Below are 25,629 nucleotides of genomic sequence, written 5' to 3' on the forward strand. Positions count from 1 at the left end.
GCAGTGTTGCAAGAACACATGTCAGTCGTATTGAAAATCCTCGGGAGGTTTAGTCGCCAATCGGTCAACTGCCGAGGCTAGTCTGCGGGCCTGGTCCAAGGCTTCGGGAGCGCCATGAACGGCCGTCGCAATGAGCAAGGTTTTACCCTGATCGAAGTGCTGGTAGCGCTGGCGATCATTGCCGTGGCCATGGCTGCCGCGGTGCGCGTGGCCGGGTTGATGACCCAGAGCAATGGTCTGCTGCGGGATAAATCCATCGCGTTGCTGGCAGCGCAGAGCCGCCTGGCCGAGTTACGCCTGGGTGGGCATTTGAGCAGCGGCAAAAAAACCTTCGATTGCGACCAGGGTCGCCTGAAACTGCGTTGTGAACAAACCATCAGCGCGGCGGGACGCCTGTTTCAGGTCAACCTGCTGGTACTGGACGCCAGCCGCGACGCACCGCCGCTGGCGCGCCTCGACACCCAGGTCATGGCCGAGTGAACAGCGGCAACGCAGGCCCTTGCGGCAATTTGTCGAGGTTGACGCGTAGCTTCTCGCCACCGCGCTCGATCTCCACCCCATCGCCCTCGATGGCCGTCAACCGCACGCCCGGGCTCAAGCGTTCGCCCAGCAGAAAGCTGCGCGGCGGGCCGTCGTTGAGGCTGAGGATCGCCACCGCCCCCCGTGCCCCCGCCAGCACACCCGAAACCTTGATCTGCAGGGCGGCCGGCGTATTGGCAAACCATTGCAACGCCGGGTTATCGCTGCGTGCCGCCAACACCTGGGGCGCCGCCTGGGGTGTATGGGACTCGGCGGAGGTGAGCAATAACGGTGTCCAGTATGCGATGCCGGCCAGGCCCGCCAACAAGGCCAGGGCTTGTACACCGTGGGCCGGCGAAAAACGATGGGCGAATGCCATGGGCTGGACCTCCTGTTTGTCCGAATGTGCAGACTACAGGGCAATTCATACGGTTTTATTTCTCAAACTCGCCAGCTTTCCAGGTACCCACCGATGAAACAGCAAGGCTTCACCCTGATCGAGTTGATGGTGGTGCTGGTGATCATCGGTATCGCCAGCGCGGCCATCAGCCTGACGATCAAACCCGACCCGCTGCACCTGCTGCGCAAAGACGCCGAACGCCTCAGCCAATTGCTGCAAGTGGCCCAGGCAGAAGCTCACGCCGACGGCCGCCCGATTACCCTGCGCACCGATGCCAAGGGCTTTCGCTTCAACCGCCGCAGCGAGGACGGCCTGGCCGTCGAGGCATTCAAAGGTGACGCGCAACTGCGCCCACGCCGATGGGAAAGTACGCCGATGCAAGTTTCGATCGAGCCCAGGCAAGTGCTGGTACTCAATGCCGAATGGATCAACCCGCCGCTGCGCGTGGTGCTGTCCGACGGCCAACACAGCCTCAGCCTGCAACGTGACGCCGCCGGGCTGCTGCGCGTGGTGAGCCTGCCATGAACACATCCCAGCAAGGCTTCACCCTGATCGAAGTCATGGTGGCGATCATACTGATGGCCGTGGTCAGCCTTATCGCCTGGCGCGGCCTCGACAGCGTCACTCGCGCCGACCAGCATCTGCAAGCCAGCACCGAACAAACCGAAGCCCTGCTGCGCGCCGTGAACCAACTGCAACGCGACCTCAGCCTGCGCGCCAGCGTTGAGCTGAGCGCACCGGGCAACACCGAAGATGGCACCGCCAACCCCGCCGGTCTGGCCGCCGTGACCGTACGCAGCTCCGACAGCAAAGGCTTTCGCCTGGACGTCATCCGCAGCGCCCCAACGGCCGGGGAGGGCCTGCTACGGGTGCGTTGGTGGCTCAAGGGCGACGCCCTTTATCGCGCCGCCGCACCCGCGCGCGACCGTTTTCCGCTGCCGACGGCGAAGGATGGCGTGGTGGTGTTGACGGGTGTCAGTGATCTGCAGGTACGGGTGTGGGAGATGGACAAGGGCTGGCGCCAGTTGAGTGGCAATCGGCGGGAAGACCCGCTGGGTCTGGAGTTCAGCCTGGTCAGGCAGACGCCCCAGGGGGTGGAGCGGTATCGGCAGGTGGTGGGGCCGTTGTGGTGAGGGCAGTGCTCAAGAAGGTGGCGGTTCAACTCAACAACACCACCCCACCCGGCAATTCCGTGCACCTGGCCCCATACGCATCGCGAATCAACAAGGCCACGCCCGCCAGTTGCTGCAGGCTGAACCGTGCCTGCACCCGCCGTTGCCCCAGTTCCTTGTTGAGTAACACCAACATCCCTGGCCGGTAGCGGTTGATCTCGTCCACGACCGTGGCCAGGGTGGCGTTGTTGAACACCAGCACCTGTTCGCGCCAGGCCACCACTGCCTGGGTGTCCACTGCCAGCGGTTCCCCGATGCCGTCGGGGCCGTAGGTCAGTTGCTTGCCACGGCCCAGACTGACGCTGTTGCCGGCGGCATCCACCGACAGCGCGCCTTCGACGCAGGTCACGCACACGCTGTCGCCGGTGTGGCGCACATTGAAGCGCGCCTGGGCCGCGCTGATCCAGCCCTGCCCGGCCTGGACCTTGAGCGGTTGTGCAAGCTGGGCGAGCACTTCGACTTCGCCTTCGAGCAGCTCAATGCCCTGCCCGACTCGGCTGATACGCGTCTGGGTGTTGAGTTCCAGGCTCACGCCTTCGTTCAGTTGCACTTGGCGTTGTTCGCCGACGGCGGTGCGGTAGTCGGCGGTCAGTCCGGCAAAGCCGCCCGGCACGCCGACGCGCACCATCACCACTGCGGCCGAGGCCGCCAGCGCACCGCCCAGGAAGGCACGCCGGCCAAAATGCCGTGGGCGTTCCACAGGTTCGGCGGCCGCGCCCAATTGCTGCCAGAGCACCTTGGCCTGCTCGAACGCCTGGGCATGCTCGGGGCTCCGGGCGCACCAGGCACGCAGCGCCTTGGCATCGGCCACGGTGGCGCGCCCCGAGGTCAGCAATACCAGCCAATCGCGCGCTTCGTCGTGCAAGGGGTCGGCAGCTTTGTTCCGGGCGGTGGAGAGGTTAAAGATGTTCAAGCGCGCAGATACTCACGGTTTTATCAGGGACTCGCTACTTAAGACGGTTTGCCGGCCCCGGGACCGAACCGCTGAATCACTTTTCTTTCGAGGCGCTTGGCACAGTGGCCCAGGGCAGCCTTGATTTCCTTCTCGACCATGCGCGTGGAAATGCCGAAGCGCTGGGATATTTCCAGGTGCGGCGCCTCTTCCAGACGGGCGGCGATGAGGATCTTGCGCCGGCGCGCCGGCAATTCGTAGAGCGCCTTGACCAGGGACTGGATTTCTCGCTGACCGCCCACCACCCGCGACGGGTCCTGGGCTTCGTCGGCGGTTTGCAAAAGCTCTTCGACTTCGCTGCCGGTGAGCAGGCGTGCATCGGCCTGGCGCCGGTCGGCGGCGATGTTCAGTGCCATGCGGTACAGGTAGGCATTGGGCTGTTGCAGGTTCGCGGGCACGTCCATGCGGTCGACCCGCAGAAAGGTCTCATGCAGCACGTCGTTGGCCAGGTCTTCGGACCCCAGGCGCTTGCGCAGGCGTACCTTGAAGTCCTCGTAGGACGCCAGGAACAAACTGACCATGGTACTGTGCCCGGGATTTTTCATGCGCCCGAGGCTCCTTTCCCTGTTGTGCATTCCATGCGCATTCCTGTTGTGTCGGGCATCAAAAGTAAGGTCACGGGCTGGCGCAACGAACTCGGCGCAGGGCGTTCGACCTGTGCCGCGCCAAGGCTGCGCACCAGCGCCTCATCGCGTTGTTCATCGCCGGTGGAACTGACCAACCGGCTGTACTCGATCAGGCCGTCAGGACTGATCCACACCTGCACCAGCGCGCGAAAACTGCCGGGGCGGGTCAGCGGCGAGCGGCACAGGCTGGCTTCAATCGCCTGCTGCAACGCCGTGGCGTAGCTGTGATTGACCCACGCCGCATTGCGCGCCGACACCGCGCGGGCCGAAGGCACTTGAACGGCTTGGGGCACCTGCAAGGTAAACGCATCCTCACGCGCGTAGCGCGCCATCAGACCACTCCCCGTCAGCAGCATCGCGAGCGCCTCTTGCGCAGTGAAACGCCCGCGCACACCGATGGAGCGCCGGCCCCGCGTCAGTTCACGGTCGACCAGCACGGCCATGCCGGTGGCGCGGCTGTAGGCGTGCAGTGCGTGTTCAAGATCTTGCGCCGACAGGTCCAGCGTCAGCAGCTGCGGTTGCGCCTGGGCGGGCTCCAGCCCGCTGAGCAGCAATAGCAAGACCAGGGCGCCGACAGCTCGCCTCCAGCCCTTCTGCTCATCCCCCGCTCGCCATCGCTGCACGGCCGACGTGTCCTTGAAAACCGTCATCCTGAGGCCCGTTTATGAACCTGATATTACGGTGACAGCAAAAAAAACATCACTGTGATGCAAAGTTCGCTGAACTACACTCTGCTCCGTTGACGGCCTCTTTTCACAGGCCCGCCAGGAGGCCCCGATGAAGCGTTTCCCCACCCTCGCCAGCTGGTTACTGTGCGCCACCTTGCCACTGGTCGCCCACGCTGAAACCGCTGCCACCGGCTGCACCGAAGTCACTGTGGACGGGTATAAGGCGCCCGACTATGGCTGCTTGAGCCAACAAATGGGCAACGACCCGGACGCCTCCAAGGCCGCGCAAAAAAACCGCGAGGCCCAGGACGTGCCGGTGAATAAACGAGCGCCAAACCAGGTGGGCCTGACCACGCCGGCAGCGACCAGCGTGCGCATGGGCAATACGTTTGGAACGTCGGTCAAACCGCAACGGCCTTGAAAACGCCGGCCACTTGATGAAACGTGCACCGGCGCGCGGGGCAAGCCGCCTTGCTACATGTGGACCGCGTACATCAGTCAGGCCAGTGCCGCATTCGCAGGCACCGCCGCCGGACGCCCGCTGGCCACAAAGTCCTCCTTGCGCAATACCACCAGCGCTATCAACGACACCACACCGGTGGCCACGTAGAAATACCACGGCGAAGTGATATCCCCCGTCACCTTGATCAACCATGTGGAGATCAACGGCGCACTGCCACCGAATACCGCCACCGGCACGTTGTACGCTACCGCGATCCCGGTAGAGCGAATACGCGTCGGCAACAGTTCACTCATCAGTGCATAGGTCGACGACGCATACAGCCCGAACAGAATCGCCACCGCCATCAACGGCGCAAAGAACGTCGCCGGCGTGGCGGTCGGCGCCGACTTGAACAGCCAGAACATCGCCAACGTCGCCAGCGTCCCGATCACCATCAGGAACGGTTTGCGCCCGTACTTATCGGTGAACGCACCGCCGAACGGCATCACGAAGGCCGCCGAGAAGCTTGCGACAAACACGTAGAGCAAGGTGGTACCGCTGTCGAACTTGAGGATATTGGCCATGTAGGTCGAGGCGAACGTCAGCACCAGGTAAAAGATCGAGCTGTGCAAGGTGATGATAAAGAACACCAGGGCAATCGCCCGCTTCCACTGCCAGACTTCGCGCAAGGGTGCGCGCGAGGTTTGCCCTGCACGTTGCAAGGCCAGGAATTCCGGGCTGTCTTCCAGCTTCAAGCGGATGTACATGGAGATGAAACCCAGGGGCGCAGCGATCAGGAACGGCACGCGCCAGGCCCATTCCTGCATCACCTCGGCGCCCAGTACCCAGGTCATGCCGTTGGCGACCGCACCGCCGAGCAACAGGCCGAGTACCGCCGTCACCATCAGCCAGCAGGTGGCGAAGCCGCGACGGCCGGGGCCGGCGTATTCGGAGATGAAACTGGTGACGGTGCCGATCTCGCCGCCCGCTGAGAAGCCCTGTACGCAACGGACCAGGATCAGCAGGATCGGCGCGGCGATGCCCAGGCTCGCATAGGTGGGCAGCAAACCCAGCAACACGGTGGAGCCGGTCATCATTACCAGCGCCATGATCAGGGTTTTGCGGCGACCGATCTTGTCCGCCAAGGGGCCGAAGAACAGCCCACCCAAAGGCCGGATAAAGAAGCTCAGGGCGAATGCGGCAAAGCTGGCCAGCAGGCTGGTGGTGGGATCATCGGAGACGAAAAACGCCTGGCCGATGTACACGGCGAGAAAACCGTAGACGCCATAGTCGTACCACTCGATCAAGTGGCCGGAGGTGGCGCCGAGAAACGCCCGGCGCCGTTTGCGCACCGTGTCTTGCGGGTGAATGCCCATCGAAGGGACTCCTTGTCTGTTGTTCTGTCCATGAAAAAACGCGGCTAGCGAGTGGCGGCGATACTCGCGTCTTTCAACCACTGCCGCAAGTCGGTCTTGAGGATTTTGCCGTAGCTGTTCTTGGGCAACTCGTCACGGAACAGGTACTTTTTGGGTTTCTTGAAAGACGCCATGCGCGCGACAAACCACTCAGTCAGTTCAGCCTCGTCGAGCGGCTGGCCGCTGCGGGTCACCACAAACGCGACCACCGACTCACCCCATTGCGCATCCGCCTCCCCCACCACGCACACTTCGAACACCTCGGGGTGCTGGGCCAGCACCTCCTCGACTTCACGCGGGTATACGTTACTGCCGCCACTGATGATCACATCCTTGGAGCGATCCGTGAGCGTGAGGTAACCCGCCGCATCGAGAAAGCCGATATCGCCGGTCAGCAGCCAGCCATCGACCAGGGTCTGCCGGGTGGCCTCAGGGTTGCGCCAATAGCCTTGCATCACCGTGGCGCCACGCACGGCAATTTCGCCGCGCTCACCGGTCGACGCCGGCTGGTGCTGCTCATTGAGAATACGGATTTCAACACAGGACTGTGCGTGGCCGACGGACGCCGCCAGGGTTGCCCAGTCGGGGTGTTGGCGGTCGGCGATCACTGCCCGGGGCAACACGCTGATGGTCATCGGGCTCTCGCCCTGGCCGTAGATCTGCACCAGGCGCGGGCCAAAGCTGTCGACGGCTTCACGCAGGTCGGCCAGGTACATCGGCCCGCCACCGTAGACGATCGTCTTGATGCCTTCGCCGTGGTAACCCTGAAGCCGCGCCTGCCCGACCATGCGCTTGACCATGGTCGGCGCAGCGAACAGCGAGACATTGCCCAACTCGACCGCCAGGCCAAACAGCTCGGCCGCATCGAAGCCGTGGGAAACCGGCACCACGTGCCGCGCACCGCAGCGCACATGAATGAAGTTGTAGAGCCCGGCGCCATGGGACATGGGCGCCGCATACAGCGCCGCATCATCGGCACTGACCGGGTCGACATCCGTGGCGTAACACAGCGACATGGCGACCAGGTTGCCATGGGACAACATCACGCCCTTGGAGCGCCCGGTGGTGCCCGAGGTGTAGAACAGCCAGGCGGTGTCTTGGTCCTGGCGCAACACTGGTTGCGCCAAGGTCGGCCAACCACGGGTCGGCGGCAGCACATGACCGTCGAGCTCTTTGCAGCCCAAGGGCAAATCCCGCGACGAAAACACCCGGCCGCCGTCGGTAAAAATCACGCGAGCCTCGGCGTCAGCGGCGATCCACGCGGCCTCCGCCGGATGCAGCTTGGCATTGATCGGCACGGCCACCGCGCCCATCCACCAGATCGCATAGAGCAATTCCAGGTAATCGCAGCTGTTCTTCATCAGCACCGCGACGGTATCGCCCGGCGCCAGGCCATGCTGGTCCACCAGGCAGGCGGCACGCTGGCGCACATGGGCGGCAAAGGTGGCGTAGTCGGCCACTTGGCGGGTGCCATCGAACAGGGCCGGCCGCTGTGGATGGCGGCGTTGGGTGTCGTGTAGCCAATTGGCGATGTTCATGGTTCAACTGCGCCGCGCGTGCAGGACCGAGGCGTAGTTGGCCACTGCCATGCCGCCCATGTTGAACACCAGCCCGAACTCAGGGTTGGACGCCGCCAGGCCGATCGGCTCACCGGTCAACTGGCGAAACGCCAAGGCGTGCATTGATACGCCGGTAGCTCCCACCGGATGCCCTTTGGCCTTGAGCCCACCGGAGAGATTCACCGGCAGCCGCCCGCCCGGGCGCACCACGCCGCTGTCGAGCACACGGTGGCCCTCACCTTTGGGGGCCAGCCCCATGGCCTCGTAGATCAACAGTTCGGCGATGGTGAAGCAGTCGTGAACCTCGGCAAAACCCAGGTCGGCCAGGGTGATATTTGCGCCGCGCAACGCCGAGTGGATGGCCCGTTGCGGACCTTCGAAGGCGAGGATGTCGCGCCGGGCGATGGGCAGTGTGTCGTTGACCTGGGTCATCGCGCGAATCTGCACGTCGCGGCGAAACGCCTGCGCACGCTTGGGCGACGCCAGGATGATCGCAGCAGCACCGTCGCTGATCAGCGAGCAATCGGTCAGGCGCAGCGATTCGGCCACGAACGGGTTGCTCTGGGACACGTTGTTGCAGTGCTCGAAATCCATCACCCGGTGCATCTGCGCCAAAGGGTTGGCCATGGCATTGGAGTGGTTCTTGGTGGCGATGGCCGCCATCGAGCCCAGCGGGCAATGGTAGCGCTCGGCATATTGCCGCGCGGCGCGGCCGAACAATTGCGGGAAGCTCAGGCCGGCTTCGGCCGGGTCCTTCTGATAACCGGCACCGGCCAGGGCCTGGGTGACGGCGGCAGTCGAGGTGTGGGTCATCTTCTCGGCGCCCACCACCAATACCAGCTCGGCGCTGCCGGACAGGATCGCCTGGACCCCGGCCTGGATCGCCGCCGAACCGGATGCACAGGCATTCTCACAGCGGGTGGCCGGCTTGAAACGCAGCCTTGGGTCGGCCTGCAACAGTAACGAAGCGGCAAAGCCGTCGGGCACCAGCCCGGAATTGAAGTGGCCGAGAAACAGCGCGTCAATCTCTGAGGCATCGATGGCCGCGTCCGTCAGGGCTTCGCGGGTGACCTCGACGATCAGGTCTTCGAGGGTGGTGCCTTCCAGGCGACCAAAACGCGAATGACCAGCGGCAACTATGGAGACGCAATCTGCAGGCATATTCAATTTCTTCTGGTGTGGGTGTAAACATTCCCTACAATGAACCACCCTTTGTCGCTCGCCAATTCGTGTAACTACTTACATGGATAAGTAGTAGCCGAAGCGATGTACAACGAGGCAGGACGCCCAATGACTGTGTTTGAACCCCCTATCGAAGAGCTCGGGCGCCTGGCGTTCCAGTTGTCCCCTGCGCCGCAGATCGTCACCCGCCACCGCGTGATGGTCGACTGCAACGAAGCGTTCCTGAAGCTGTTCGGCTACACCCGCGAAGCCCTGGTCAACCAGTTGACCCTGCTGATCTACCCGTCACAGGCCGATTACCACGCCATCGGCAAGCGCAGCCATGACTGGTTGCTGGACAGTGAAAACGGCTTCTACGCCGATGAACGCTTCATGCAGCACAAAAACGGCGAAGTGTTCTGGGCCAGGTCCCACGGCTACACCCTCACCCCCGAAGACCCGTTCAAGCTGATGATCTGGCACTTCGAGCGCCTGGACCGCCCTCACACCGGTACCGGCGACCTCACGCCTCGCGAGCGGGAAATCGCCATGCTGATCGTCAACGGTCTCAAGTCCAAGGAAATCGCCCTGCGCCTGGGGATTTCCCACCGTACGGTGGAGGTGCACCGGGCACGCCTGATGAAAAAGCTCGAGGTGAAGAACATTGTGGAGCTGGTGTCGAAGATGATTTTCGTCGGTGGGCGCAGTTGGTTATAGCCAACCATTACAAACCCCGGTCCCGCGCTGGCTACGCTGAACGTTGCTCAAGAGGAGCTTTCCCACGCAGCGATGTTTAAAGGACTAATACCATGGCGCAATCCGATCGTTCTTCACCCGCCACTCAACCGCGTAAAACGCCACCGCCCGTTGAAAGCAGTGGTTCCAACCTGCTCACCCTGGACAACAGCGGCCCCGTGCAGATGGGCTTCTGGGTGCCCAACCGCGTCTGGGCAACCGCCAATTACCTGGTGCCGCTGCGCGATTACGTCGCCGCGATGAAAAAAGCCGGCACCCTCGCGCCCCTGCAGCCGCAACTGGCGGCATTCAAGCAATGGGTGACCAGCCACAGCGTGTACCGCATGTGGGTGATGTCGCTGATCGAGCAGTCCAACGCCTTCGTGATGACCCTGCCGCCCAACACTCGCGACCAGATCAAGACCCAGGATGGCGACGCCATATGGATCGAGGGCTATGACAGTTTCTTCGAGATTCTCAACGAGATCGTCAGCACCTCGTCGTCCTTCAACGACACCGCCCAGGTGGGCACGCCGATGAATGGCTTCCTGGCGATTTCCATGGCCACCGAAGCCGGGGTTGCGCTGTTTCATGACGCGACCTTCAACCAACAATTCAAGCAGGTACTCGACACCTGGAACGCCTACCTCAAGAGCCCGCAATCGCTGGACAAACTCGACATTAACAATCCCGAGAAACCTGGCTCCTGGATCTCCAAGGCCGCCTGGCAAGCCGGGGTGTGGGACCAGATGGAGTGCGACCCGAAAAAACCCGGTTATGGCTTCGATTCGTGGAACGCGTTTTTCATCCGCAAGTTCGTGCCCGGTGCGCGGCCGTTCCAGGGTGATGCCAAGACCCAGGTCAATATCGGTTGCGAGACCACGCCTTGGGAATACCAGGACAATATCGCCTTCGAGAGCGACTTCTGGATCAAGGACGTCAATTACTCGCTGCTGGACCTGTTCGCCGGCCAACCCCAGTGGGCCAAGCTGTTCGAGGGCGGTCAGCTTTACCAAGGGTTCCTGTCGGCCACCCACTACCATCGCTGGAACGCGCCGCTGGATGGCACCCTGGTGCGCTCATGGGTACAGCCCGGTACCTATTTCGCGCAACGCCCGGCGCAGAAGGAAGGCCCGGGCACTTGGGAAGGCACCGAATCACAACCCTACCTGGGTCATGTGGCGGCGCGGGCGATCTTTATTTTCGAACACCCCGCCTGCGGGTACGTGGCGTTGATCTGCATCGGCATGGTGGAAGTGTCGACCTGCATCATTGAACCGACGTTTATCGTCGATGAAGGCAGCAAGCCGGTCACCATCAAGCGCGGTACCGAAATCGGTCATTTCGAATTCGGCGGCTCGACCCACGTGATGGTGTTCCAACGTGACCGCGTGCGCCTGGAAGAATGGGCGCTCAACGCCGTAGAGCACCGCCAGGCACCGAAGCCGACACCCATGGGCAGTGTGATTGCGACGGCGCTGGTGCCGCGCAAAGCCAAGGGGCCGACGCCGAACCACTAGGTACGAGAAATAAGGGTCAGGCCACCATTGCTTTGAATGGGGTCTGACCCAGACGTTTGAGCACCTGGCGTTGCAACTGTCCCCTGCGCCACCCATCATCACCGACCGCGTGATGGTCGACACGCCCCCGCCCCCTCTGTTGCAAGCTCGCGAAAAAGCCACGCCGCCATCCGCAAGGGCCAGCAGCTGTGCAAGCCACTCGCTCGATATTGGCCACTGCGAACGTCTTGAGTTGATCTTTGACTTCATCCGTGTGTCGACATGCACAACAGGACTCGCCACTATCTCGATTCGTAGAGATGGCTCACGGGCACTCGGATCAGTCAATTTTTTTCAATTAGAGAAAGTCGTCCAGGCACACCTGCCTGGGCCGGACTCAGGAATGCCAATGTTTGAACATATCGACCTCAACGCGCTGATTGCCGTCTACGGCTACTGGGTCATTTTCATCGGGTGCCTGCTGGAGGGCGAAACAGTTTTGATCCTCGGCGGTATGGCTGCACACCAGGGCACCCTGCAAATCCTGCATGTGATCGGTTGGGCCACCCTGGGCGGCATACTGGGCGACCAGTTGCTGTTCTGGACCGGACGTTATTTCGGGGAGCGCTTGCTGCCAAAACTCAAGCGACACCAGGCTGCGATCAAACGGGTCGAGGGCCTTATCCATGGCCACCCCAAGACGTCTGTATTCGCCGTGCGCTTTCTCTACGGAATGCGCCTCGTGGGTCCCATGGTGATAGGTGCCAGCGGTCTGGCCCCCTGGCGTTTCGCGCTTATCAATGTGCTGAGTGCGGCGGTCTGGGCAACCCTGTTCGTCAGCGCCGGATATTGGGCCGGCGAAGCATTACAGCATTTCCTCGGTGACCTGAAGCCCTATCGCCTGCCGATCTTTCTCGCGGTGGTGGCACTCGTGACCCTTACTGCGCTGGTGCGGTATGTGCGTAGACGATCCAAGGGGTAGCCACACTAAAGCGGCGTTTTAGTGCTGATGTGATGACCGGGCTGCGCAAGCGGTACGCGTAGCTGAGGTGCCGACGGGCAGCAACAGACCTGCCGCCCGCCTCTCTGCTCAGTCTGATTTACACGTCAACCAGGCACTCCAGAACAGGCTGCTGAAAAAACGCGTAGCGTCCCCGAAACCCGCCGCATGCAACAGCTTTTGAACCGCCGCTTCAGAATGTGGCGGGTCAGCGCCTTGAAGAATTTTCCCAAGCTTGGCTTTCACTTCATCCGGGCTGGCGCCGTGCTGCCGCCAGCGTTGCCCCCAGGCTGCCAGGAGTAACGGCTGACTGGCATAGGCATATTGATTGCCCGCCACGATCAGCGGAGCCCCCGGTTTCAGACGAGCCCGAATGGATCGCAGGATGTGTGCCTTGGCCTCATCCCCATCAAGATGATGGAGTACACCGATCAACGTGGCTGCGTCGTAAGACTCATCCGGCGCCAGCGCTTCAACGTGCCCAAGCACCAGCTCGGTTCTGTCGAGCAGGTCATTGGCGGCTAACTGCTGCTTCGCGGTTTCAAGCATCGATTCGGAAGGGTCAACGGCGGTGAAACGCCAACCCGGCTCAAGCCTGGCCATGGCGACGATCTCCTGCGCCGTACCGCCCGCGCCGACTGCCAGGACTTTTGCCGAGCCCCCATTGCCCAGGCTTGCCGCAAGCATGCACGCCGCCAGATCCTGACAGGCGTCATAACCGGCCAGCGCGATACGGCTCTGGCGTGCGTACTCATTGGCACGGGTGTTATCAAACTTTTCAACTGAGTTGAGCGGTGATGAGTTCAAGGTGGTTCTCCATGTCCTTGAACCAACTTAGGTCATGTGTGGCGATAATAAAAATTCATTAATTTTATGGATTGCATTCCTGTAAGGAATAAAACCTGGGTGGGGTTGAACATGGGTCATAGTTGACTAACGATCCGTGGTCGCTCTCTGCGCAGGACGGGTATCGACCGAAAGCGGACATAACCGCATTTGTGTAGTATCTGCCCCTGTTCCCACCTGTATGAGGTGCCCGATGTCTAGCCGACACTCTCCATCCACTACAAGAGCTGCCCTAGACCTGCAAAACGCACGTTCGCTTTTGGGAAAGCGGCTGAGCGTACTGCTGCACGATCAGTACTATTTCAACGACGAGAAAGATCTGGGAGACATAGGTTCTCTAGAGTGGCGTTTTGGCGAACGAGAAGTTCTATCCATGTATCTCTTGAGTGATGGCGAGAGAGTAGGCGCGGACTTGTTGCCTTCTGATACGCCGGCTTCCTTCGAGATAGAGCCGAACGTGACCTGCTCTTGGAAGAGGGAAAACCTACTTGCAGATCTATCAGCAACCCACCTCCAAAACACAAAAATTTGCGCAGTTGAGGGAGTTCTTGACTCTTTCAACGGACAAGAGCCTTGGCTAGCCGGATTCAGAGTTACGTTCGAGACCGGCGACTCATTGATCTACCTTAATCAGGGCGACGCCGCCGTTGTATTGATTAATGCGCTACCGCCAGTAAGTGTAAGCCTCGAAACCCGCTTCGTTACCTCAATTTAATGACCGCTATGGGTCCAGGCTGTGTGAAAACGGCTTCGGTGGAACGAGTCGCCGGCTTGTCAAAAAATCCGACGGCTTGTAGGCGCACCCGCGTTTGTGCAAGGATTCCCTATGACTCAATTTATTCCAAGCAATCGCCATCATCATCACGGACCTCGTTCAGGGTGCCGCGGTTGCGTACGCTCATGGATTGATCAGAGTTCGAAACATCGATTCTGACCACTCAATGAACCAAACCAAGGCGCCAATGGCGCCTTTTTTATTGCCCGTAAATTGGAGATTGTGAACAGGACCATGCTTCGTGGAACTCGAATAGTGACTGGAAAAGAAGCTGCAATCATGCGTGAGATAGAAGGCCGTTTTCGGAGCTATCTTCATTGATGCCGGAGCTGAAGAGGCCATAGTTCCTGCGCTGTGGGGCCAGGACACTTTCATTGAGAAAGCCGGCGCAAGTGAAATTATCGGACAAATGTGGGCCTTCAATGACAAGGCCGGACGCTCTTGTTGCCTCATCCCGGAAGCAACCGCGCTCTTTCAGGAGCGCAACGATGTGCTTCTCGGATCACGACAAGAAGCGATGTTTTTCTATATAGCGCGATGTTACCGGTATGAACGACCCCAAGCCGGTCGTTATCGCGAATTCACTCAACTGGGACTTGAAATTCTCAGCCCCAAACCCGCGCAGGCTTTGGAGCGCAGCCAGACAATTTGCACTGGTTTTCTTGATACGCTGGGTCTGGAGTATGAACTCAATCTCGCAGTGAAACGTGGACTGAGTTATTACCTCGAGGGCAATGGGTTCGAGGTGCGTTGTCCCGGATTGGGTGCACAACAACAAGTCGTAGGTGGCGGTGCCTATCGAGAGGGCGCTGGGTTCGGCATCGGACTTGAACGGTTGGTGCTGGCCTCAGGAATCACTCAGAGCCTGTGATCTTTAAGGCGCCTCCAACAGGAGGCGCTTTCAATCCAGCGGCCTAAATGATCTCGGATTGTCTGGACTGCTATCGCTCATAGCGTGCGCCCGATGCATCTGCGATCAACTAAAGGACTCTCACCGAATAAGGGACGATGAATGAAATTAATCGAAATTCGGCAGATTACGCACCTGCCGGAGGAAGTTCTTGCTTTGGAGAAAGAGGCAGTGGCAGAAGGTTTCAGGTTTCTTACGCGCCTGGTTACTGAGTGGCACTCTGGAACGAATCGCTTCAGCGCGCCCGGTGAATGCCTCATGGCAGCGTATTCGAACCAGCAAGTGATAGGAATCGGAGGGCTGTCAGTTGATCCCTATAATAAGCGCGATACCGCAAGGCTACGACGAGTGTACGTGGCACCTGCGGCAAGAAATCAACACGTCGGCCAAGCGCTGGTAAAAGCGTTGGTTGCACATGCTGCTCTTCACTTTCAGAAGGTGCGTCTTTCCACCGATACGTCTGGAGGTGACGCGTTTTACCTGCGCTGCGGCTTCATGAGAACAGAAGATGCCCATGCCACCCACATCATGGAGCTGGTCAAGGCCTGATCAGGCAGCGTTCGGCCGACAGTCGCCGCTCATGACAGATTGCTTCCGGCCAAGCAAGTGAGCCAATTCAACCCTCTGTGAGCAAAACCAAAACACCCCGTACTTTAACCAAAGGCGGGGCGTTCTCTCCAATATCACTTCACATCAATCACATCGCCGTATGAAAAATCTGCTCGATCTCATCCTGATTGGCAGGACGCGGATTGGTGAAGCCGCAGGCATCTTTCATGGCATTGGCTGCCAGGGTCGGAATATCGTTAGCCTTCACACCCAGTTCGATGAGTCCGCTCGGAATCCCCACGTCCGCAGACAGCTTGCGGATGGCCGCGATAGCCGCACCAGCGCCTCTCTCCGCATCCAGATGCTGAGTATCAACCCCCATTGCATGGGCAATATCTTTGAACCGGGCCGGGGATACGCTGGCGTTGAAGCTCGACACGTGAGGCAGCAGAATAGCATTGCACACACCGTGAGGCAGGTCGTAGAACCCTCCCAGCTGGTGCGCCATGGCGTGTACATAACCGAGTGAAGCATTGTTGAAGGCCATGCCGGCAAGGAATTGCGCGTAGGCCATGTTTTCACGGGCGGTCATGTTGTCACCCTGGGCAACAGCAGTGCGCAAGTTGGCCGAGATCAATTCGATGGCTTTGAGTGCGCAGGCATCGGTGATCGGCGTGGCCGCCGTCGAGACGTAGGCTTCGACCGCGTGGGTCAGTGCGTCCATGCCGGTCGCGGCGGTCAGGCCTTTGGGCATGGCGGCCATCAGCGAAGGGTCGTTGACGGACAACAGAGGGGTGACGTTGCGGTCGACGATGGCCATTTTCACATGCCGGACTTCGTCAGTGATGATGCAGAAACGGGTCATTTCACTCGCCGTGCCGGCAGTGGTGTTGATCGCGATCAGCGGCATTTGTGGCTTAGCGGATTGATCCACGCCTTCGTAATCACTGATGTGCCCTCCGTTGGCGGCGCAAAGGGCAATGCCCTTGGCACAGTCATGGGGTGAACCACCGCCCAAGGAGATAATGAAATCACAGTTGCTGCGGCCGAGCAGTTCAAGGCCCTTCTCCACGTTGCTGACGGTCGGATTCGGTTTGGCGCCATCAAACAGGGTGGAGTCGATGTCTTGCTGAGCCAAAAGGCTGGCGACCGTTGCAGCCACGCCGGCCTTGGCCAGGCCGGCATCGGTGACGATCAGTGCTTTGCGGAACCCGTACTTGCGGATTGCGAGCATCGCTTCGTCGAGACTGCCAATGCCCATCATGTTCACGGATGGTATGAAGAAGGTGCTACTCATGATAATTCCTCTTTTTATTATGGAGACACCGGAGCTAGTGAGGTACTCATCTCGCAGGTGTTGCGGCGCCTGTGGTTGTCATCGTTGACGATCACGAAGCTGAGCCTAAACCTGTGGCGACAGACCGAAATGCTCCTTTAGCTGACATACGCACCTCCTTTAGTACTGGAACAGGGCTTCAGCCATTCCATAGCAGCGGCAGAAAATCTGACTCGCGCAGACTCAAACCCGCACGGAGAGCGGACAACGAGTAACCTGTGGCGAGGGAGCTTGCTCCCGTTGGACTGCGTAGCAGGCCCAGTCTTTTCAAGCCCAAAGCTGGGGCCGCTTCGCGACCCAGCGGGAGCAAGCTCCCTCGCCACAGTGACTATGCTCCTCCTTAACTGACTGGCATTTGGCCTAGCCCCGTTTTTTGGTGTGGCGTCTTTTGCAGGGCTGATGACAAATGATCATCTATAAATCTATGTCCTTAAAGCCGAGGGACAGGTCGTTGCATTTGCGCCGCACTGGGCTGACGGCATCTCATGTCAAGGCGCTGTATCACTTAGCGAATGGTTGAAATATGTCGGTGTAGGAGCGTTTGCTATGGGCCGATGCCGACCTTCAGCTCGCGCCACTCGCAAAAGTTGTCCATAGGCAAACCGTTGAAAACCGATAATGCAATTTCGCCTGTCACAAAAATTTTGCTCAACTACGCTGTGTTCAGCTGAATCCGTTTTGCCCCATGGATGGCCTCAATATGCACCTTGATAGGCCGATAGGATTGGTATAACTCAAGAGGCGGTTTCCCATGTTCAACAACAAATTCAAGAAGCAGCTTGAATCCCAGGAAAGCGAGCTGTCGGAACTGCGCCAACTGCGCGATGGCCTGAACCGTGAAATGCTGACGCTAAGTATCGATTCCACCTTTAAAATTACGGCATGCAACGACAACTTTGCCAATGCGTTGGGCTATACCCCGGACCGGCTTGTAGGTCGCCCCATGGCCGAGATTGTGCCGCAGTACGTTTCCAAACTGCCGTGCTTTCAGAATTTTCGAGCTGCAGTGGCCGCAGGTAAGTCCATCACCGACGAGTACCGATACCTTCATGCAGACGGTTCGTTAGTGTGGATTCATGCACATTGGCAACCCATCACGGATACGAGCGGCCAGTTGAGTCACATCACTTGCTACGCTACGAACATCACCTCCCGCTTGGAGAAAGCATCGGAAAACGCGTCCTTCATTGAGGCATTACTTCGCTCTACCGCGGTGATCGAGTTCGATCTATCAGGGCATGTGCTGAAGGCAAATGATCGGTTTTTACAAGCGATGGGCTACACCCTGGCACAAGCCAAAGGCAGCCATCACCGTATTTTCTGTAAACCAGAGGAAACGTCGTCCCAGGGGTACAAGGATTTCTGGGCAACGTTGAACAGGGGTGAATTTGTTGCCGGCCGCTTTGAACGTATCGACAGTCACGGCCAAACCGTTTGGCTGGAAGCAACCTACAACCCGGTTTACGACACCGAAGGAAACCTCTGCAAAGTGGTGAAATTTGCGACGGTGGTGACCGATCAGGTCGCCCGTGAAAACGAAGTCAGTGGAGCGGCCCAAACTGCATTTGAAATATCTCAGCAGACGGATGTCAGCGCTCAACGAGGCGCCGTCGTCGTCAACGACACCATGCATACCATGCGTAAAATCGCCGTTGATATGCAGGCTGCCTCTGGAGGAGTCGAAGCGCTTGGCAAACAGTCACTGTTGATCAGCTCAATTATTCAGACGATCAGCAGTATTGCCCAGCAAACCAATCTTCTGGCTTTAAATGCTGCGATTGAAGCGGCTCGCGCAGGCGAGCAAGGGCGAGGCTTTGCGGTGGTGGCTGATGAAGTTCGACAACTGGCCGGACGCACCAGCACGGCGACTGAAGAGATCGCTTCGGTTGTGTTGCAAAACCAGAAGCTGGTGGATGAGACCGTCGCTGAGATGGCAAACAGCAAGAACCAAGCTGAACAAGGTCTTGAACTTGCCACACAGGCAGGCCAGGTCATTGTTGAGATTCAGGACGGCGCCAAGCAAGTGGTCGACGCAGTGGGCCGGTTTGCGAATCAGCTGGCTTAGCGAGCGAGGTGGTCCGAAGCCGACCTCGCTCAGGCTGGCACGGCCCCTGGCCCACCAAGCCGGATCACCTCAGTCGAACTTGACCAGGTCCTTGAAAATCAGCTGCCCCCAGCTATTTCCACGTGCCTGCACGAGCAACCCACCCTCCGATAGGCCGCCAAGCTTGATCGGCGAGAAACCGAGGTTTTCCGCAAGCGCAGCGACTTCCACCAAGGCCTGGTCATCGTCGCCCGCCAGGAAAACGACTCGCCTGCCCCCCTGTATGGCCGGGTCCTGACCAAGAACGCCGGCAGCCAAATGGTTGAAGCCCTTGACCAGTCTTGCTCCCGTGAAGGCTTGAGCGATGACGCTGGAAGAAGGCAGCCCTTGCAGTTCCTCTGGCGGCACGCCATAGGCATTGGTCACATCGATGAGGGTCTTGCCGTTCCAGCTCGGCAGCGCCTTCGCGACATCCCCGTGGGACTCGAAACGCACGGCCAGAAAAACCACGTCCGCCTTGAGGGCGTGCGCCAATGTGGCAGGCATGATCCCGGGGCCGATAGCGGCCGCATCGGAGGCAAAGCTCTCAGGATCGCGGGTGGTTGCAACGCAGACTTGAATGCCGCTGCGGGCGAACGCTTTAGCCAGGGCCTTGCCCAGATTGCCGAAGCCGATAATTGCATAGCTCATACAGTGTCCTCGATTACCACGCCCAACGGGCTCCCCATTTCGGTGGAGCAAGCAGCCGGGCGCAGCGAGTCAGATTTGCGCCAAGCCGCCGTCGACGGCGACCTCACTGGCGGTCATGAAGCTGCTGTCCTGCGACGCAAGAAACGCCGCGGCGGCGCCGATTTCAGCCGGATCGGCCATGCGCTGGAGCGGATTCATCGCGGCGAAGACCTTCATGCCTTCTTCGCCCAGCGCTTCCTTGGCGAGTTCGGTCGCAGTCGGTCCGGGCGACAGCACATTTACCCGGATGCCCGTGCCTTTCAGGTCCTCCGCCCAGGTCCGCGCGAGGTTGCGCACAGCCGCTTTGCTCGCGCTGTAGACGCTGAATGCCGGCGCCCCCGTAGTGCCGGCGCTCGACCCGGTCAGGATGATCGAGCCCCCCTGCCCCATCAGCGGCAACGCCTTCTGGACCGTAAAGATCAAGCCCTTCACGTTGGTGTCGAAGGTGTCGTCAATGTGCTCAGGGGTGAGCTTGCCGAGTGCAAGCGGGCTGCCCGCTCCGGCGTTGGCGAAGACGATATCGAGCGTCCCGCGCTCGGCCTTCACCGCTGCGTAGAGCCGGTCGAGGTCGGCCAGGTCGGAGACCGAGCCCTTCACCGCGCGGGCATTCGGGCCGAGGTCGGCCACAGCGGCGTCGAGCGCTTCCTGTCGGCGGCCGAAAATGTAGACAAAGGCGCCCTCCTCGATGAAGCGCTTTGCCGCCGCGCGGCCGATCCCGGTAGCGCCGCCGGTGATCACGGCGGTCTTTCCATTCAGTCTGGTCATGTCGTGCATCCTTCGTTGGCGATGTACCCATACAGGCAACTGCCTGCTTGAGACCAAGGATGCGGGCCTGATAACCTAAGGACAAGTATGCACCTTTTGGTAAGTATCAAAAAAATGACGAAGACCTCTGAAATCTGTGACACCGGTTGCGGGCTCAACGCCACGCTGCGCATCATCTCGGGCAAGTGGAAACCGCTGGTCTTGTTTTTCCTGCGCGACGGCCCGAAGCGCTACGGCGAGCTGAAGCGCCTGATCCCCGGCGTCAGCGACAAAGTGCTGATCCAGCAGTTGAAGGACTTGGAAGCAGATCGCGTACTGGCACGAACCGACTACAAGGAAGTGCCGCCACGTGTGGACTACGCGCTCACCCCGTTGGGTGGCAGCCTGGCTACTGCGATTGTGCCGCTTTGCACGTGGGGGACCGAGAATGCGGCGGAGATGGCGTGTATTTTTGCCGAGCGTGATGCGGTGGGTTAGTTGGGGGTATAAAGATGTGTGGCATGGGGGATGTGGATTAGGTTGGTCGGTTCTGGTTGGGGGTAGCTGCTTATGGTTGAGCGTTTTTGGGCCGATAACTGACTATCGCCAAGGGCAGTTATCGGCCAGAAGCGGACATCCGGAAGCGTCTGAAAAAAACAAAGCCGATCTAATCTGTATCCGCTAAAGTCTGCCAGATAAGGAAAGCTCTCCCCAGGGGCACGAATGATAGAGTTGATCTCGTATGGATGCAGGCAAGAGGAAAGAGCAGTTCAATATTGCTTATGTGCACGCAATGGCAGCCCAAGCAGGGCTTAACCCAAGTCAGCCAATGGTTGACGACGACAGCATCGATATCCAGCTTTCGGGTAAGGGATTTACCGGCCTGCTCCGGAACCCCATGGTTCAGTTGCAGCTGAAATGCACCTCTCAGGATTTGGTGTCGGGAAACGTCATCAAATTCCCTCTGTCTCGCAAAAATTTCGACGATCTTCGCGGCAGTAACGTGATTTGTCCGCGTTACCTCGTTGTGCTATTGGTCCCAGAAGATGATGGGTTGTGGGTCGAGCACCATGCCTCGCACATGACTCTGCACAACACCTGCTACTGGCTGTCACTCAGGGATTATCCCAGTACTAGTAATAACTCGTCGGTAACCGTTGAGATTCCGCTTACACAGCGGCTAACCACCACCAGCTTGCGACACCTGTTAACGCTGGCCAGTAATGGGGAAAGCGTATGAGACGGGATGAACTTGCGAAGCATATTAACGACATAACTCCAGCACAATTAGAGACATACATGCTGTCCCATGGTTGGTTTCGCGATGGCGACTTCAAGGGGCTCGCGTCAATATGGCATAGATCCAGCACTGATCAGTCCGATGCAGAAATTCTGCTGCCGAGTTCAGCTTCTGCTAAAGACTTCGCAGACCGCATGGTGGATGCAGTAATTGCTATATCGCAACTTGAAGATCGATCATTTCTAACCATATTGAAAGAAGTCATGGGGAACTTTGCGGACCTAGTCCGTATACGTGTATTTCACAACGACGTTGATGCGGGGACTATTCCGATAAATGACGGTGTACTTCTTAACATACGCGCGCGTGATCTGATGGCTTCTGCGGTAATGTCTACAGCTTCGAAGCGACGGCACTTTATGGGGAAGCGTTCGCCAGAGGTGAAGGAATACATCAATTCGCTCCGATTGGGGCAGACCGAGGTTGGTAGTTATATCGTAAATATAATCGCTCCAGTTGGGCCTAGTCAAAGCGATCAGGGATCTTTTGAAGATATTCCATTGTCCAATATAGTCACTGCAAATTTGGCATCTAGTCTTGAGGCTCTTACCTTTGCGATCGATGAATTCTCATCAGCTGGAGACCTCACTGTATTTGATGCTGCAGTTACCAGAGGGGCAAGCTCCAATATGTGCGATGCACTTGTAGGACTCAGTGGTGCAGAAAAGAAGCGAGGTTTTGAGATTTCAATCACCCCGTCGCATCGCCCTGAAGTCGTTTCACAAATTAAATCATTTAGATTTGATGTTGAGAGTGTCGTCAAAATTGCGGACGCTTCAGCCTATTACAAAGACAATTATGTCCTGCCAAGGCGGACTATTATAGGTTCCATCAAACGATTAGATAGGCCGTTGAATGATGAGGCGGGTACCATCACAATTGCGACGATGATTGGTGAACTTGAAAAGCATGTATCTATTCAGCTTGGGCCTGATGAATACATGGACGCCGTAAATGCGCATAAGCAGAAAGCAGCGATTCAATGCACTGGAGATCTTCATGTTTCAGCTCGAAGCTCGAAGCTACTTAATCCATCAGGCTTTCGGGTCCTATCGAACGGTGAGTTCCCCTTCTGACTAAGTCAAGCTGGTAGTCGGTTAAAGGGCTCGTAACGAGGTAGTATAAGTGACTATCGGTGTAAAATGCTCTGCCGCTTTCCACCCGGCCTGAGCTTGAGGGCTATGTAGGATGGACGGTGCTTTCTTGACCATCAGCTTCTAAGCAGGTGCAGGTGAATCCACTTTTGATTTCACTGGCAGGACGGATATGTAAGATAGAAGATCGAGAACACACAGGGATGGACAAAATGGAGCCAATGTTTACGCAGTCGCAGCTGGAGGCCATAGCATCGGCGCTTGGCCATACCGAAGAGGGTCTGACAGGTCCCGAGATCGGTATGCTTCTTCCCCTGGCTAGAATGATCGACCCGGGTGCTATCACTAAACGCACCCGTATCTACGATGCATTTGTCGAAAGCCAGAATTCACGGCGCGATCGGCGTGCGGTTTTAAAATTTATCCGGGTGGCAATGAAGCCTGAGCGGTATCTTAGGCATTCCGAACGTTTCGAGCCCCTTAGGACCAATCTGAACCGTGCGTTACTGTTTTCTGGGCTATTCGTTACAGCCTCTGGAGAAATTGAACCTATTAGGGCTGCTGAAACTTTAGGTGACGCTTTTCGGCGGGCTAATGAACTACGTGAAGATATGCTCAGCCGTGAGGTACATGAAGATATCCTTAAGTTTTGCCGCGCGGAGCTCCTTGCAGATGACTATTTTCACGTTGTTCTCGAAGCAATGAAAAGCATCGCTTCGAAGCTGCAGGCTCGCACTGGACTAATAGACGATGGCGCTGTTCTGGTTGATCGTGCATTGGGTGGGACACCTCCTATGCTCGCCATCAATGCGCTTTCGACGGAGAGTGAAAAGGGTGAGCAAAGGGGGTTCGCCAATTTGGTGAAGGGGACGTTTGGTATGTTCCGTAACCCCACCGCTCATGCTGCAAGAATTCATTGGCCGATCGGTAAGAAAGACGCAGAAGATTTGCTGACACTAGCGTCGATGATACATCGAAAAATTGATGCCTCAACGATGCCGTCCAGGCTTTAACGCAGGCCAGTCATAGCGGTTCAAGCGCACCGAGGCACTTGAGTACAACAAAAAATCTCGTAAATGAGCGTTGCTGAGCTAGCCCTACTCACGCCCTGTTTTTGGCAGACGCGTATCAGTCGAATTAGGCTGGAATCAGCGCGAAAGCAGCCGAAAGCAGAACGAGACTATATTACTCCGCTCTTATCTAGATACCTTTTTAACTCTGAAACTCTAATAAACGAGTTCTTGCCTTCAGAATTGCCAGCGGCACCTTGAGCTGCAATCCCAACTACGTGATAACTCGTGTTAATAACAGGGCCACCACTATTGCCAGAATATAAGGTCTTATCAACCTCACTATGCATCACACCACTTAATGGATACTTGTTAGTAAGCCTGCACTTCAAAACTCCAACGTCATTACTACCCTCCTTGAAATTCGGGAAGCCTAGAACCGCCACTCGATCACCAATATTTGGCTCTTTGATATCCTCCAGAGAGAACACTTCTAGACCAGCGGGAGGGTCTACGATTTTTAGTACCGCAATATCAAGGTCTTTACTACGAATGATGACCTTTGCCTCGTAAATATTTACGTCTCCCATCCTCCTGATCAAGCACTCATTAACTTCAACTCTTTCGCCATCAATAAAATTTTCAGCAAGCACGTGCTCGCAAGTTACCAACAAACGACCACCAATCAGGAACGCGCTACCTTGGCTACTGACAAGCTTGCCGTTTATCTCCTCGTTAATTTCAATTACCCAGCATTTATCCTTTATGAATTTTCCGATTTTAAAATTATCGGAGTCTTCAGGAGTAGCTATTGGGGTATTAGGAACCTTGGATTTGATCGGTAACATGTTGTATCTTTGCGCAAGCCTTCTGTAGACCTTCGACTCCTCACCAACTACTTGTTTTATATAAAGCAGTCGCCCTTGTAGGTGCGTTTCAACATCTGCAGTCGAATTGGGATTTTTTTCTTTAAAAATCGAAGTGGAAACTTCTAAGCCGAACTTTTCTACTGAGTGTATCAAGGCCGCAGTTTTTCTAATGTATGGCCGCGGCACATTCGGTTTTTGATTGGTCACGAGCCCAGTTACGATTTGCCGCTCACGCCCCCCCTGCAACCTGACCTTGTCTTCGTTTATTTTAAATCCTTGAGTTGCAATTACAGCGGCGAGTTCATGCCCAACCTTACTGCTGTAATGATTTGGCCTGCCGTCTAACTCACGCCACTCTACCAGCTCTCTAGGCACATACTGTATTGGGGTATAGAATGAAAACGTCATATCATCAGCATAACGTGTATAAACTGCGCGATGACGCTTCGCCAACGAGTAAAGCTCTCTATCTAAACTTGCACATATCATGTTCGATATAACTGGAGAGCTTGGAGCGCCTTGGGGCAACAGACCATCTACAGTCGTTAGATGAGCAATTACTGAAGCGGTCTCTGGGGACAGCGAATAGGGCTTCGCCATTAACATCCCTCGAACACGCCTAAAAGTGATCGTTCCGAAAAAGTTTTCCAAGTCGATATTGAAGACGTATTTTTTTCTACAGTGAGGCCGGGCGTTAGCAACAATTGATTGTCCAACTAGAAATGCTTTGACTGGCGCCCTTGGTTTGTAGAGTTTAGAAAGCAAGCCAGCTATCCGCCCTTGGATAGTTTTAAGCTTGTCAGTCGGTGCCAATATTTTGCGTTTTCCGCCACTTTTTTTCGAAATTTCAAAGGCAAGATAATGCCGCTTCATGTCTCCGCGGTAGTAAAAATGCTTGATTTTTCCGTAGTCCGTCCCAAGAAGCGTTGCCAGATCTTCAGGTGCGGTGTACGGATTGAGGGTCGTGAAGTTTAGGAAAAAACCTCCATTCATATTTCACCCTATCGTTTAAAGATAATTCCCCAGAGTCGCAAAGGGATGTTGCTTGTAGCATTTTTGAGCCGGGTCGCATTTGAACAACCCTATTTAATACCCGAATGGAGGCCGATTGAGCCTACTTCACCTTCTCCGGGATCGCAAGAGCAATTAGCCAGCAGATCGAGGCCCACGATTTTGCAGTCAATTTCAGTGAATCGATCGCGTATCCTAGGCAGCGTTGCCGGCAGCTAATGGTGGACTGCTGCCGGTTACAAATGGCAGCTATTGGCCGATTGC

26 protein-coding genes and 2 pseudogenes are annotated in these 25,629 nt (G+C 57.6%); 16 read left to right on the forward strand and 12 right to left on the reverse strand.

Annotated elements, in window-relative coordinates:
- The first annotated feature begins 114 nt into the window (after positions 1–114).
- On the forward strand, positions 115–480 hold the full coding sequence (gspI, locus tag EXW71_RS22660; RefSeq protein ID WP_134661168.1) for a type II secretion system minor pseudopilin GspI: 366 nt from the start codon (positions 115–117) through the stop codon (positions 478–480).
- Here gspI and EXW71_RS22665 read toward each other — a convergent pair.
- On the reverse strand, positions 467–898 hold the full coding sequence (locus tag EXW71_RS22665) for a type II secretion system protein N (RefSeq protein ID WP_134661169.1): 432 nt from the start codon (positions 896–898) through the stop codon (positions 467–469). The two genes, gspI and EXW71_RS22665, sit on opposite strands and share 14 nt — an antisense overlap.
- 93 nt (positions 899–991) lie before the next feature.
- On the opposite strand from EXW71_RS22665, the gene gspH reads away from it, so the two are divergent.
- The gene (gene gspH / locus EXW71_RS22670) at positions 992–1,444 is read left to right on the forward strand and encodes a type II secretion system minor pseudopilin GspH (protein ID WP_134661170.1); all 453 of its coding nucleotides are present in this window, start codon (positions 992–994) and stop codon (positions 1,442–1,444) included.
- A complete protein-coding gene (locus tag EXW71_RS22675; RefSeq protein WP_134661171.1) occupies positions 1,441–2,052 on the forward strand; it encodes a type II secretion system protein J in 612 nt (203 codons plus the stop codon). Before gspH ends, EXW71_RS22675 begins: the two co-directional genes overlap by 4 nt.
- 25 nt (positions 2,053–2,077) lie before the next feature.
- Here EXW71_RS22675 and EXW71_RS22680 read toward each other — a convergent pair whose 3' ends face one another.
- The 3 genes from EXW71_RS22680 to EXW71_RS22690 are packed head-to-tail and all read right to left on the reverse strand — an operon-like array spanning position 2,078 to position 4,229.
- The gene (locus EXW71_RS22680) at positions 2,078–3,004 is read right to left on the reverse strand and encodes a FecR domain-containing protein (RefSeq protein ID WP_134661172.1); all 927 of its coding nucleotides are present in this window, start codon (positions 3,002–3,004) and stop codon (positions 2,078–2,080) included.
- A gap of 38 nt (positions 3,005–3,042) precedes the next feature.
- Positions 3,043–3,588, reverse strand: coding sequence for an RNA polymerase sigma factor (locus EXW71_RS22685; RefSeq protein ID WP_134661173.1), 546 nt, complete (start codon positions 3,586–3,588; stop codon positions 3,043–3,045).
- Positions 3,585–4,229 (reverse strand): secretin and TonB N-terminal domain-containing protein, encoded by a 645-nt coding sequence (locus tag EXW71_RS22690; protein ID WP_134661249.1) that lies wholly within the window; start codon positions 4,227–4,229, stop codon positions 3,585–3,587. The genes EXW71_RS22685 and EXW71_RS22690 overlap by 4 nt, the downstream gene beginning before the upstream one ends.
- A gap of 217 nt (positions 4,230–4,446) precedes the next feature.
- Here EXW71_RS22690 and EXW71_RS22695 point away from each other — a divergent pair, with 217 nt between their 5' ends.
- The gene (locus EXW71_RS22695) at positions 4,447–4,758 is read left to right on the forward strand and encodes a hypothetical protein (protein ID WP_134661174.1); all 312 of its coding nucleotides are present in this window, start codon (positions 4,447–4,449) and stop codon (positions 4,756–4,758) included.
- A gap of 77 nt (positions 4,759–4,835) precedes the next feature.
- Here EXW71_RS22695 and EXW71_RS22700 read toward each other — a convergent pair whose 3' ends face one another.
- The 3 genes from EXW71_RS22700 to EXW71_RS22710 are packed head-to-tail and all read right to left on the reverse strand — an operon-like array spanning position 4,836 to position 8,914.
- On the reverse strand, positions 4,836–6,155 hold the full coding sequence (locus EXW71_RS22700) for an MFS transporter (protein WP_134661175.1): 1,320 nt from the start codon (positions 6,153–6,155) through the stop codon (positions 4,836–4,838).
- A 44-nt stretch (positions 6,156–6,199) separates the two neighbouring features.
- Positions 6,200–7,732: a class I adenylate-forming enzyme family protein gene (locus tag EXW71_RS22705; RefSeq protein WP_134661176.1), complete on the reverse strand. Its 1,533-nt coding sequence runs from the start codon at positions 7,730–7,732 to the stop codon at positions 6,200–6,202.
- Between the two features lie 3 nt (positions 7,733–7,735).
- Complete coding sequence (locus EXW71_RS22710) at positions 7,736–8,914, reverse strand: acetyl-CoA acetyltransferase (protein WP_134661177.1); 1,179 nt, start codon at positions 8,912–8,914, stop codon at positions 7,736–7,738.
- 129 nt (positions 8,915–9,043) lie between these two features.
- Here EXW71_RS22710 and EXW71_RS22715 point away from each other — a divergent pair, with 129 nt between their 5' ends.
- From EXW71_RS22715 to EXW71_RS22725, 3 genes are all read left to right on the forward strand, one after another.
- Positions 9,044–9,631, forward strand: a complete 588-nt coding sequence (locus tag EXW71_RS22715) for a LuxR C-terminal-related transcriptional regulator (protein WP_134661178.1) — start codon at positions 9,044–9,046, stop codon at positions 9,629–9,631.
- A 92-nt stretch (positions 9,632–9,723) separates the two neighbouring features.
- The gene (locus EXW71_RS22720; RefSeq protein ID WP_134661179.1) at positions 9,724–11,169 is read left to right on the forward strand and encodes a phosphatidylserine decarboxylase family protein; all 1,446 of its coding nucleotides are present in this window, start codon (positions 9,724–9,726) and stop codon (positions 11,167–11,169) included.
- A gap of 388 nt (positions 11,170–11,557) precedes the next feature.
- Positions 11,558–12,130, forward strand: a complete 573-nt coding sequence (locus EXW71_RS22725; protein WP_134661180.1) for a DedA family protein — start codon at positions 11,558–11,560, stop codon at positions 12,128–12,130.
- Between the two features lie 108 nt (positions 12,131–12,238).
- Here EXW71_RS22725 and EXW71_RS22730 read toward each other — a convergent pair whose 3' ends face one another.
- Positions 12,239–12,955: a class I SAM-dependent methyltransferase gene (locus EXW71_RS22730; protein WP_134661181.1), complete on the reverse strand. Its 717-nt coding sequence runs from the start codon at positions 12,953–12,955 to the stop codon at positions 12,239–12,241.
- A gap of 232 nt (positions 12,956–13,187) precedes the next feature.
- On the opposite strand from EXW71_RS22730, the gene EXW71_RS22735 reads away from it, so the two are divergent.
- The 3 genes from EXW71_RS22735 to EXW71_RS22745 all read left to right on the forward strand — a co-directional run bounded on the left by EXW71_RS22735 (position 13,188) and on the right by EXW71_RS22745 (position 15,228).
- On the forward strand, positions 13,188–13,709 hold the full coding sequence (locus EXW71_RS22735) for a hypothetical protein (RefSeq protein WP_134661182.1): 522 nt from the start codon (positions 13,188–13,190) through the stop codon (positions 13,707–13,709).
- A 370-nt stretch (positions 13,710–14,079) separates the two neighbouring features.
- On the forward strand, positions 14,080–14,640 hold the full coding sequence (locus tag EXW71_RS22740) for an ATP phosphoribosyltransferase regulatory subunit (protein WP_134661183.1): 561 nt from the start codon (positions 14,080–14,082) through the stop codon (positions 14,638–14,640).
- Between the two features lie 141 nt (positions 14,641–14,781).
- Positions 14,782–15,228 (forward strand): GNAT family N-acetyltransferase, encoded by a 447-nt coding sequence (locus tag EXW71_RS22745; protein ID WP_134661184.1) that lies wholly within the window; start codon positions 14,782–14,784, stop codon positions 15,226–15,228.
- 148 nt (positions 15,229–15,376) lie between these two features.
- Here the strand turns inward: EXW71_RS22745 and yiaY are convergent, their stop codons facing one another.
- Positions 15,377–16,525, reverse strand: coding sequence for an L-threonine dehydrogenase (gene yiaY / locus EXW71_RS22750; protein WP_134661185.1), 1,149 nt, complete (start codon positions 16,523–16,525; stop codon positions 15,377–15,379).
- A gap of 880 nt (positions 16,526–17,405) precedes the next feature.
- Here yiaY and EXW71_RS29480 point away from each other — a divergent pair.
- Both EXW71_RS29480 and EXW71_RS29485 read left to right on the forward strand, forming a co-directional pair.
- Positions 17,406–18,092: pseudogene (locus EXW71_RS29480) on the forward strand (PAS domain-containing protein); the annotation flags it as partial.
- Between the two features lie 102 nt (positions 18,093–18,194).
- Positions 18,195–18,629, forward strand: a pseudogene (locus EXW71_RS29485) (methyl-accepting chemotaxis protein); the annotation flags it as partial.
- A 69-nt stretch (positions 18,630–18,698) separates the two neighbouring features.
- On the opposite strand, the gene EXW71_RS22760 reads toward EXW71_RS29485, so the two are convergent.
- Both EXW71_RS22760 and EXW71_RS22765 read right to left on the reverse strand, forming a co-directional pair.
- On the reverse strand, positions 18,699–19,298 hold the full coding sequence (locus EXW71_RS22760; RefSeq protein WP_134661187.1) for an NADPH-dependent F420 reductase: 600 nt from the start codon (positions 19,296–19,298) through the stop codon (positions 18,699–18,701).
- Between the two features lie 69 nt (positions 19,299–19,367).
- On the reverse strand, positions 19,368–20,102 hold the full coding sequence (locus EXW71_RS22765; protein ID WP_134661188.1) for an SDR family NAD(P)-dependent oxidoreductase: 735 nt from the start codon (positions 20,100–20,102) through the stop codon (positions 19,368–19,370).
- Positions 20,103–20,216: 114 nt separating this feature from the next.
- On the opposite strand from EXW71_RS22765, the gene EXW71_RS22770 reads away from it, so the two are divergent.
- The 4 genes from EXW71_RS22770 (at position 20,217) to EXW71_RS22785 (ending at position 23,488) form a co-directional block, all read left to right on the forward strand.
- Positions 20,217–20,579: a helix-turn-helix domain-containing protein gene (locus tag EXW71_RS22770; RefSeq protein WP_134661189.1), complete on the forward strand. Its 363-nt coding sequence runs from the start codon at positions 20,217–20,219 to the stop codon at positions 20,577–20,579.
- Between the two features lie 244 nt (positions 20,580–20,823).
- Positions 20,824–21,321, forward strand: a complete 498-nt coding sequence (locus EXW71_RS22775) for a DUF4365 domain-containing protein (protein WP_134661190.1) — start codon at positions 20,824–20,826, stop codon at positions 21,319–21,321.
- Entirely contained in the window at positions 21,318–22,457 is a 1,140-nt protein-coding gene (locus EXW71_RS22780) for a hypothetical protein (RefSeq protein WP_134661191.1), read from the forward strand. Before EXW71_RS22775 ends, EXW71_RS22780 begins: the two co-directional genes overlap by 4 nt.
- Positions 22,458–22,612: 155 nt before the next feature.
- A complete protein-coding gene (locus EXW71_RS22785) occupies positions 22,613–23,488 on the forward strand; it encodes a TIGR02391 family protein (protein WP_218569382.1) in 876 nt (291 codons plus the stop codon).
- A gap of 167 nt (positions 23,489–23,655) precedes the next feature.
- On the opposite strand, the gene EXW71_RS22790 is transcribed toward EXW71_RS22785, so the two are convergent.
- Positions 23,656–25,347 carry a trypsin-like peptidase domain-containing protein gene (locus tag EXW71_RS22790; RefSeq protein ID WP_134661192.1) on the reverse strand — a complete coding sequence of 564 codons (1,692 nt, stop codon included), beginning with the start codon at positions 25,345–25,347 and terminating at the stop codon, positions 23,656–23,658.
- Positions 25,348–25,629 lie beyond the last annotated feature (282 nt).

The organism is Pseudomonas sp. BCA17, from assembly GCF_004519405.1.
Taxonomy (GTDB): domain Bacteria; phylum Pseudomonadota; class Gammaproteobacteria; order Pseudomonadales; family Pseudomonadaceae; genus Aquipseudomonas.

Coding starts and splice junctions, on each gene's coding strand:
- EXW71_RS22765 (WP_134661188.1), bottom strand. CDS start 20,102: ATGACCAGACTGAATGGAAAGACCGCCGTGATCACCGGCGGCGCTACC.
- EXW71_RS22675 (WP_134661171.1), top strand. CDS start 1,441: ATGAACACATCCCAGCAAGGCTTCACCCTGATCGAAGTCATGGTGGCG.
- EXW71_RS22790 (WP_134661192.1), bottom strand. CDS start 25,347: ATGAATGGAGGTTTTTTCCTAAACTTCACGACCCTCAATCCGTACACC.
- EXW71_RS22705 (WP_134661176.1), bottom strand. CDS start 7,732: ATGAACATCGCCAATTGGCTACACGACACCCAACGCCGCCATCCACAG.
- EXW71_RS22700 (WP_134661175.1), bottom strand. CDS start 6,155: ATGGGCATTCACCCGCAAGACACGGTGCGCAAACGGCGCCGGGCGTTT.
- EXW71_RS22760 (WP_134661187.1), bottom strand. CDS start 19,298: ATGAGCTATGCAATTATCGGCTTCGGCAATCTGGGCAAGGCCCTGGCT.
- EXW71_RS22770 (WP_134661189.1), top strand. CDS start 20,217: ATGACGAAGACCTCTGAAATCTGTGACACCGGTTGCGGGCTCAACGCC.
- yiaY (WP_134661185.1), bottom strand. CDS start 16,525: ATGAGTAGCACCTTCTTCATACCATCCGTGAACATGATGGGCATTGGC.
- EXW71_RS22745 (WP_134661184.1), top strand. CDS start 14,782: ATGAAATTAATCGAAATTCGGCAGATTACGCACCTGCCGGAGGAAGTT.
- EXW71_RS22780 (WP_134661191.1), top strand. CDS start 21,318: ATGAGACGGGATGAACTTGCGAAGCATATTAACGACATAACTCCAGCA.
- EXW71_RS22715 (WP_134661178.1), top strand. CDS start 9,044: ATGACTGTGTTTGAACCCCCTATCGAAGAGCTCGGGCGCCTGGCGTTC.
- EXW71_RS22725 (WP_134661180.1), top strand. CDS start 11,558: ATGTTTGAACATATCGACCTCAACGCGCTGATTGCCGTCTACGGCTAC.
- EXW71_RS22665 (WP_134661169.1), bottom strand. CDS start 898: ATGGCATTCGCCCATCGTTTTTCGCCGGCCCACGGTGTACAAGCCCTG.
- EXW71_RS22685 (WP_134661173.1), bottom strand. CDS start 3,588: ATGAAAAATCCCGGGCACAGTACCATGGTCAGTTTGTTCCTGGCGTCC.
- gspH (WP_134661170.1), top strand. CDS start 992: ATGAAACAGCAAGGCTTCACCCTGATCGAGTTGATGGTGGTGCTGGTG.
- EXW71_RS22775 (WP_134661190.1), top strand. CDS start 20,824: ATGGATGCAGGCAAGAGGAAAGAGCAGTTCAATATTGCTTATGTGCAC.
- EXW71_RS22720 (WP_134661179.1), top strand. CDS start 9,724: ATGGCGCAATCCGATCGTTCTTCACCCGCCACTCAACCGCGTAAAACG.
- gspI (WP_134661168.1), top strand. CDS start 115: ATGAACGGCCGTCGCAATGAGCAAGGTTTTACCCTGATCGAAGTGCTG.
- EXW71_RS22735 (WP_134661182.1), top strand. CDS start 13,188: ATGTCTAGCCGACACTCTCCATCCACTACAAGAGCTGCCCTAGACCTG.
- EXW71_RS22695 (WP_134661174.1), top strand. CDS start 4,447: ATGAAGCGTTTCCCCACCCTCGCCAGCTGGTTACTGTGCGCCACCTTG.
- EXW71_RS22710 (WP_134661177.1), bottom strand. CDS start 8,914: ATGCCTGCAGATTGCGTCTCCATAGTTGCCGCTGGTCATTCGCGTTTT.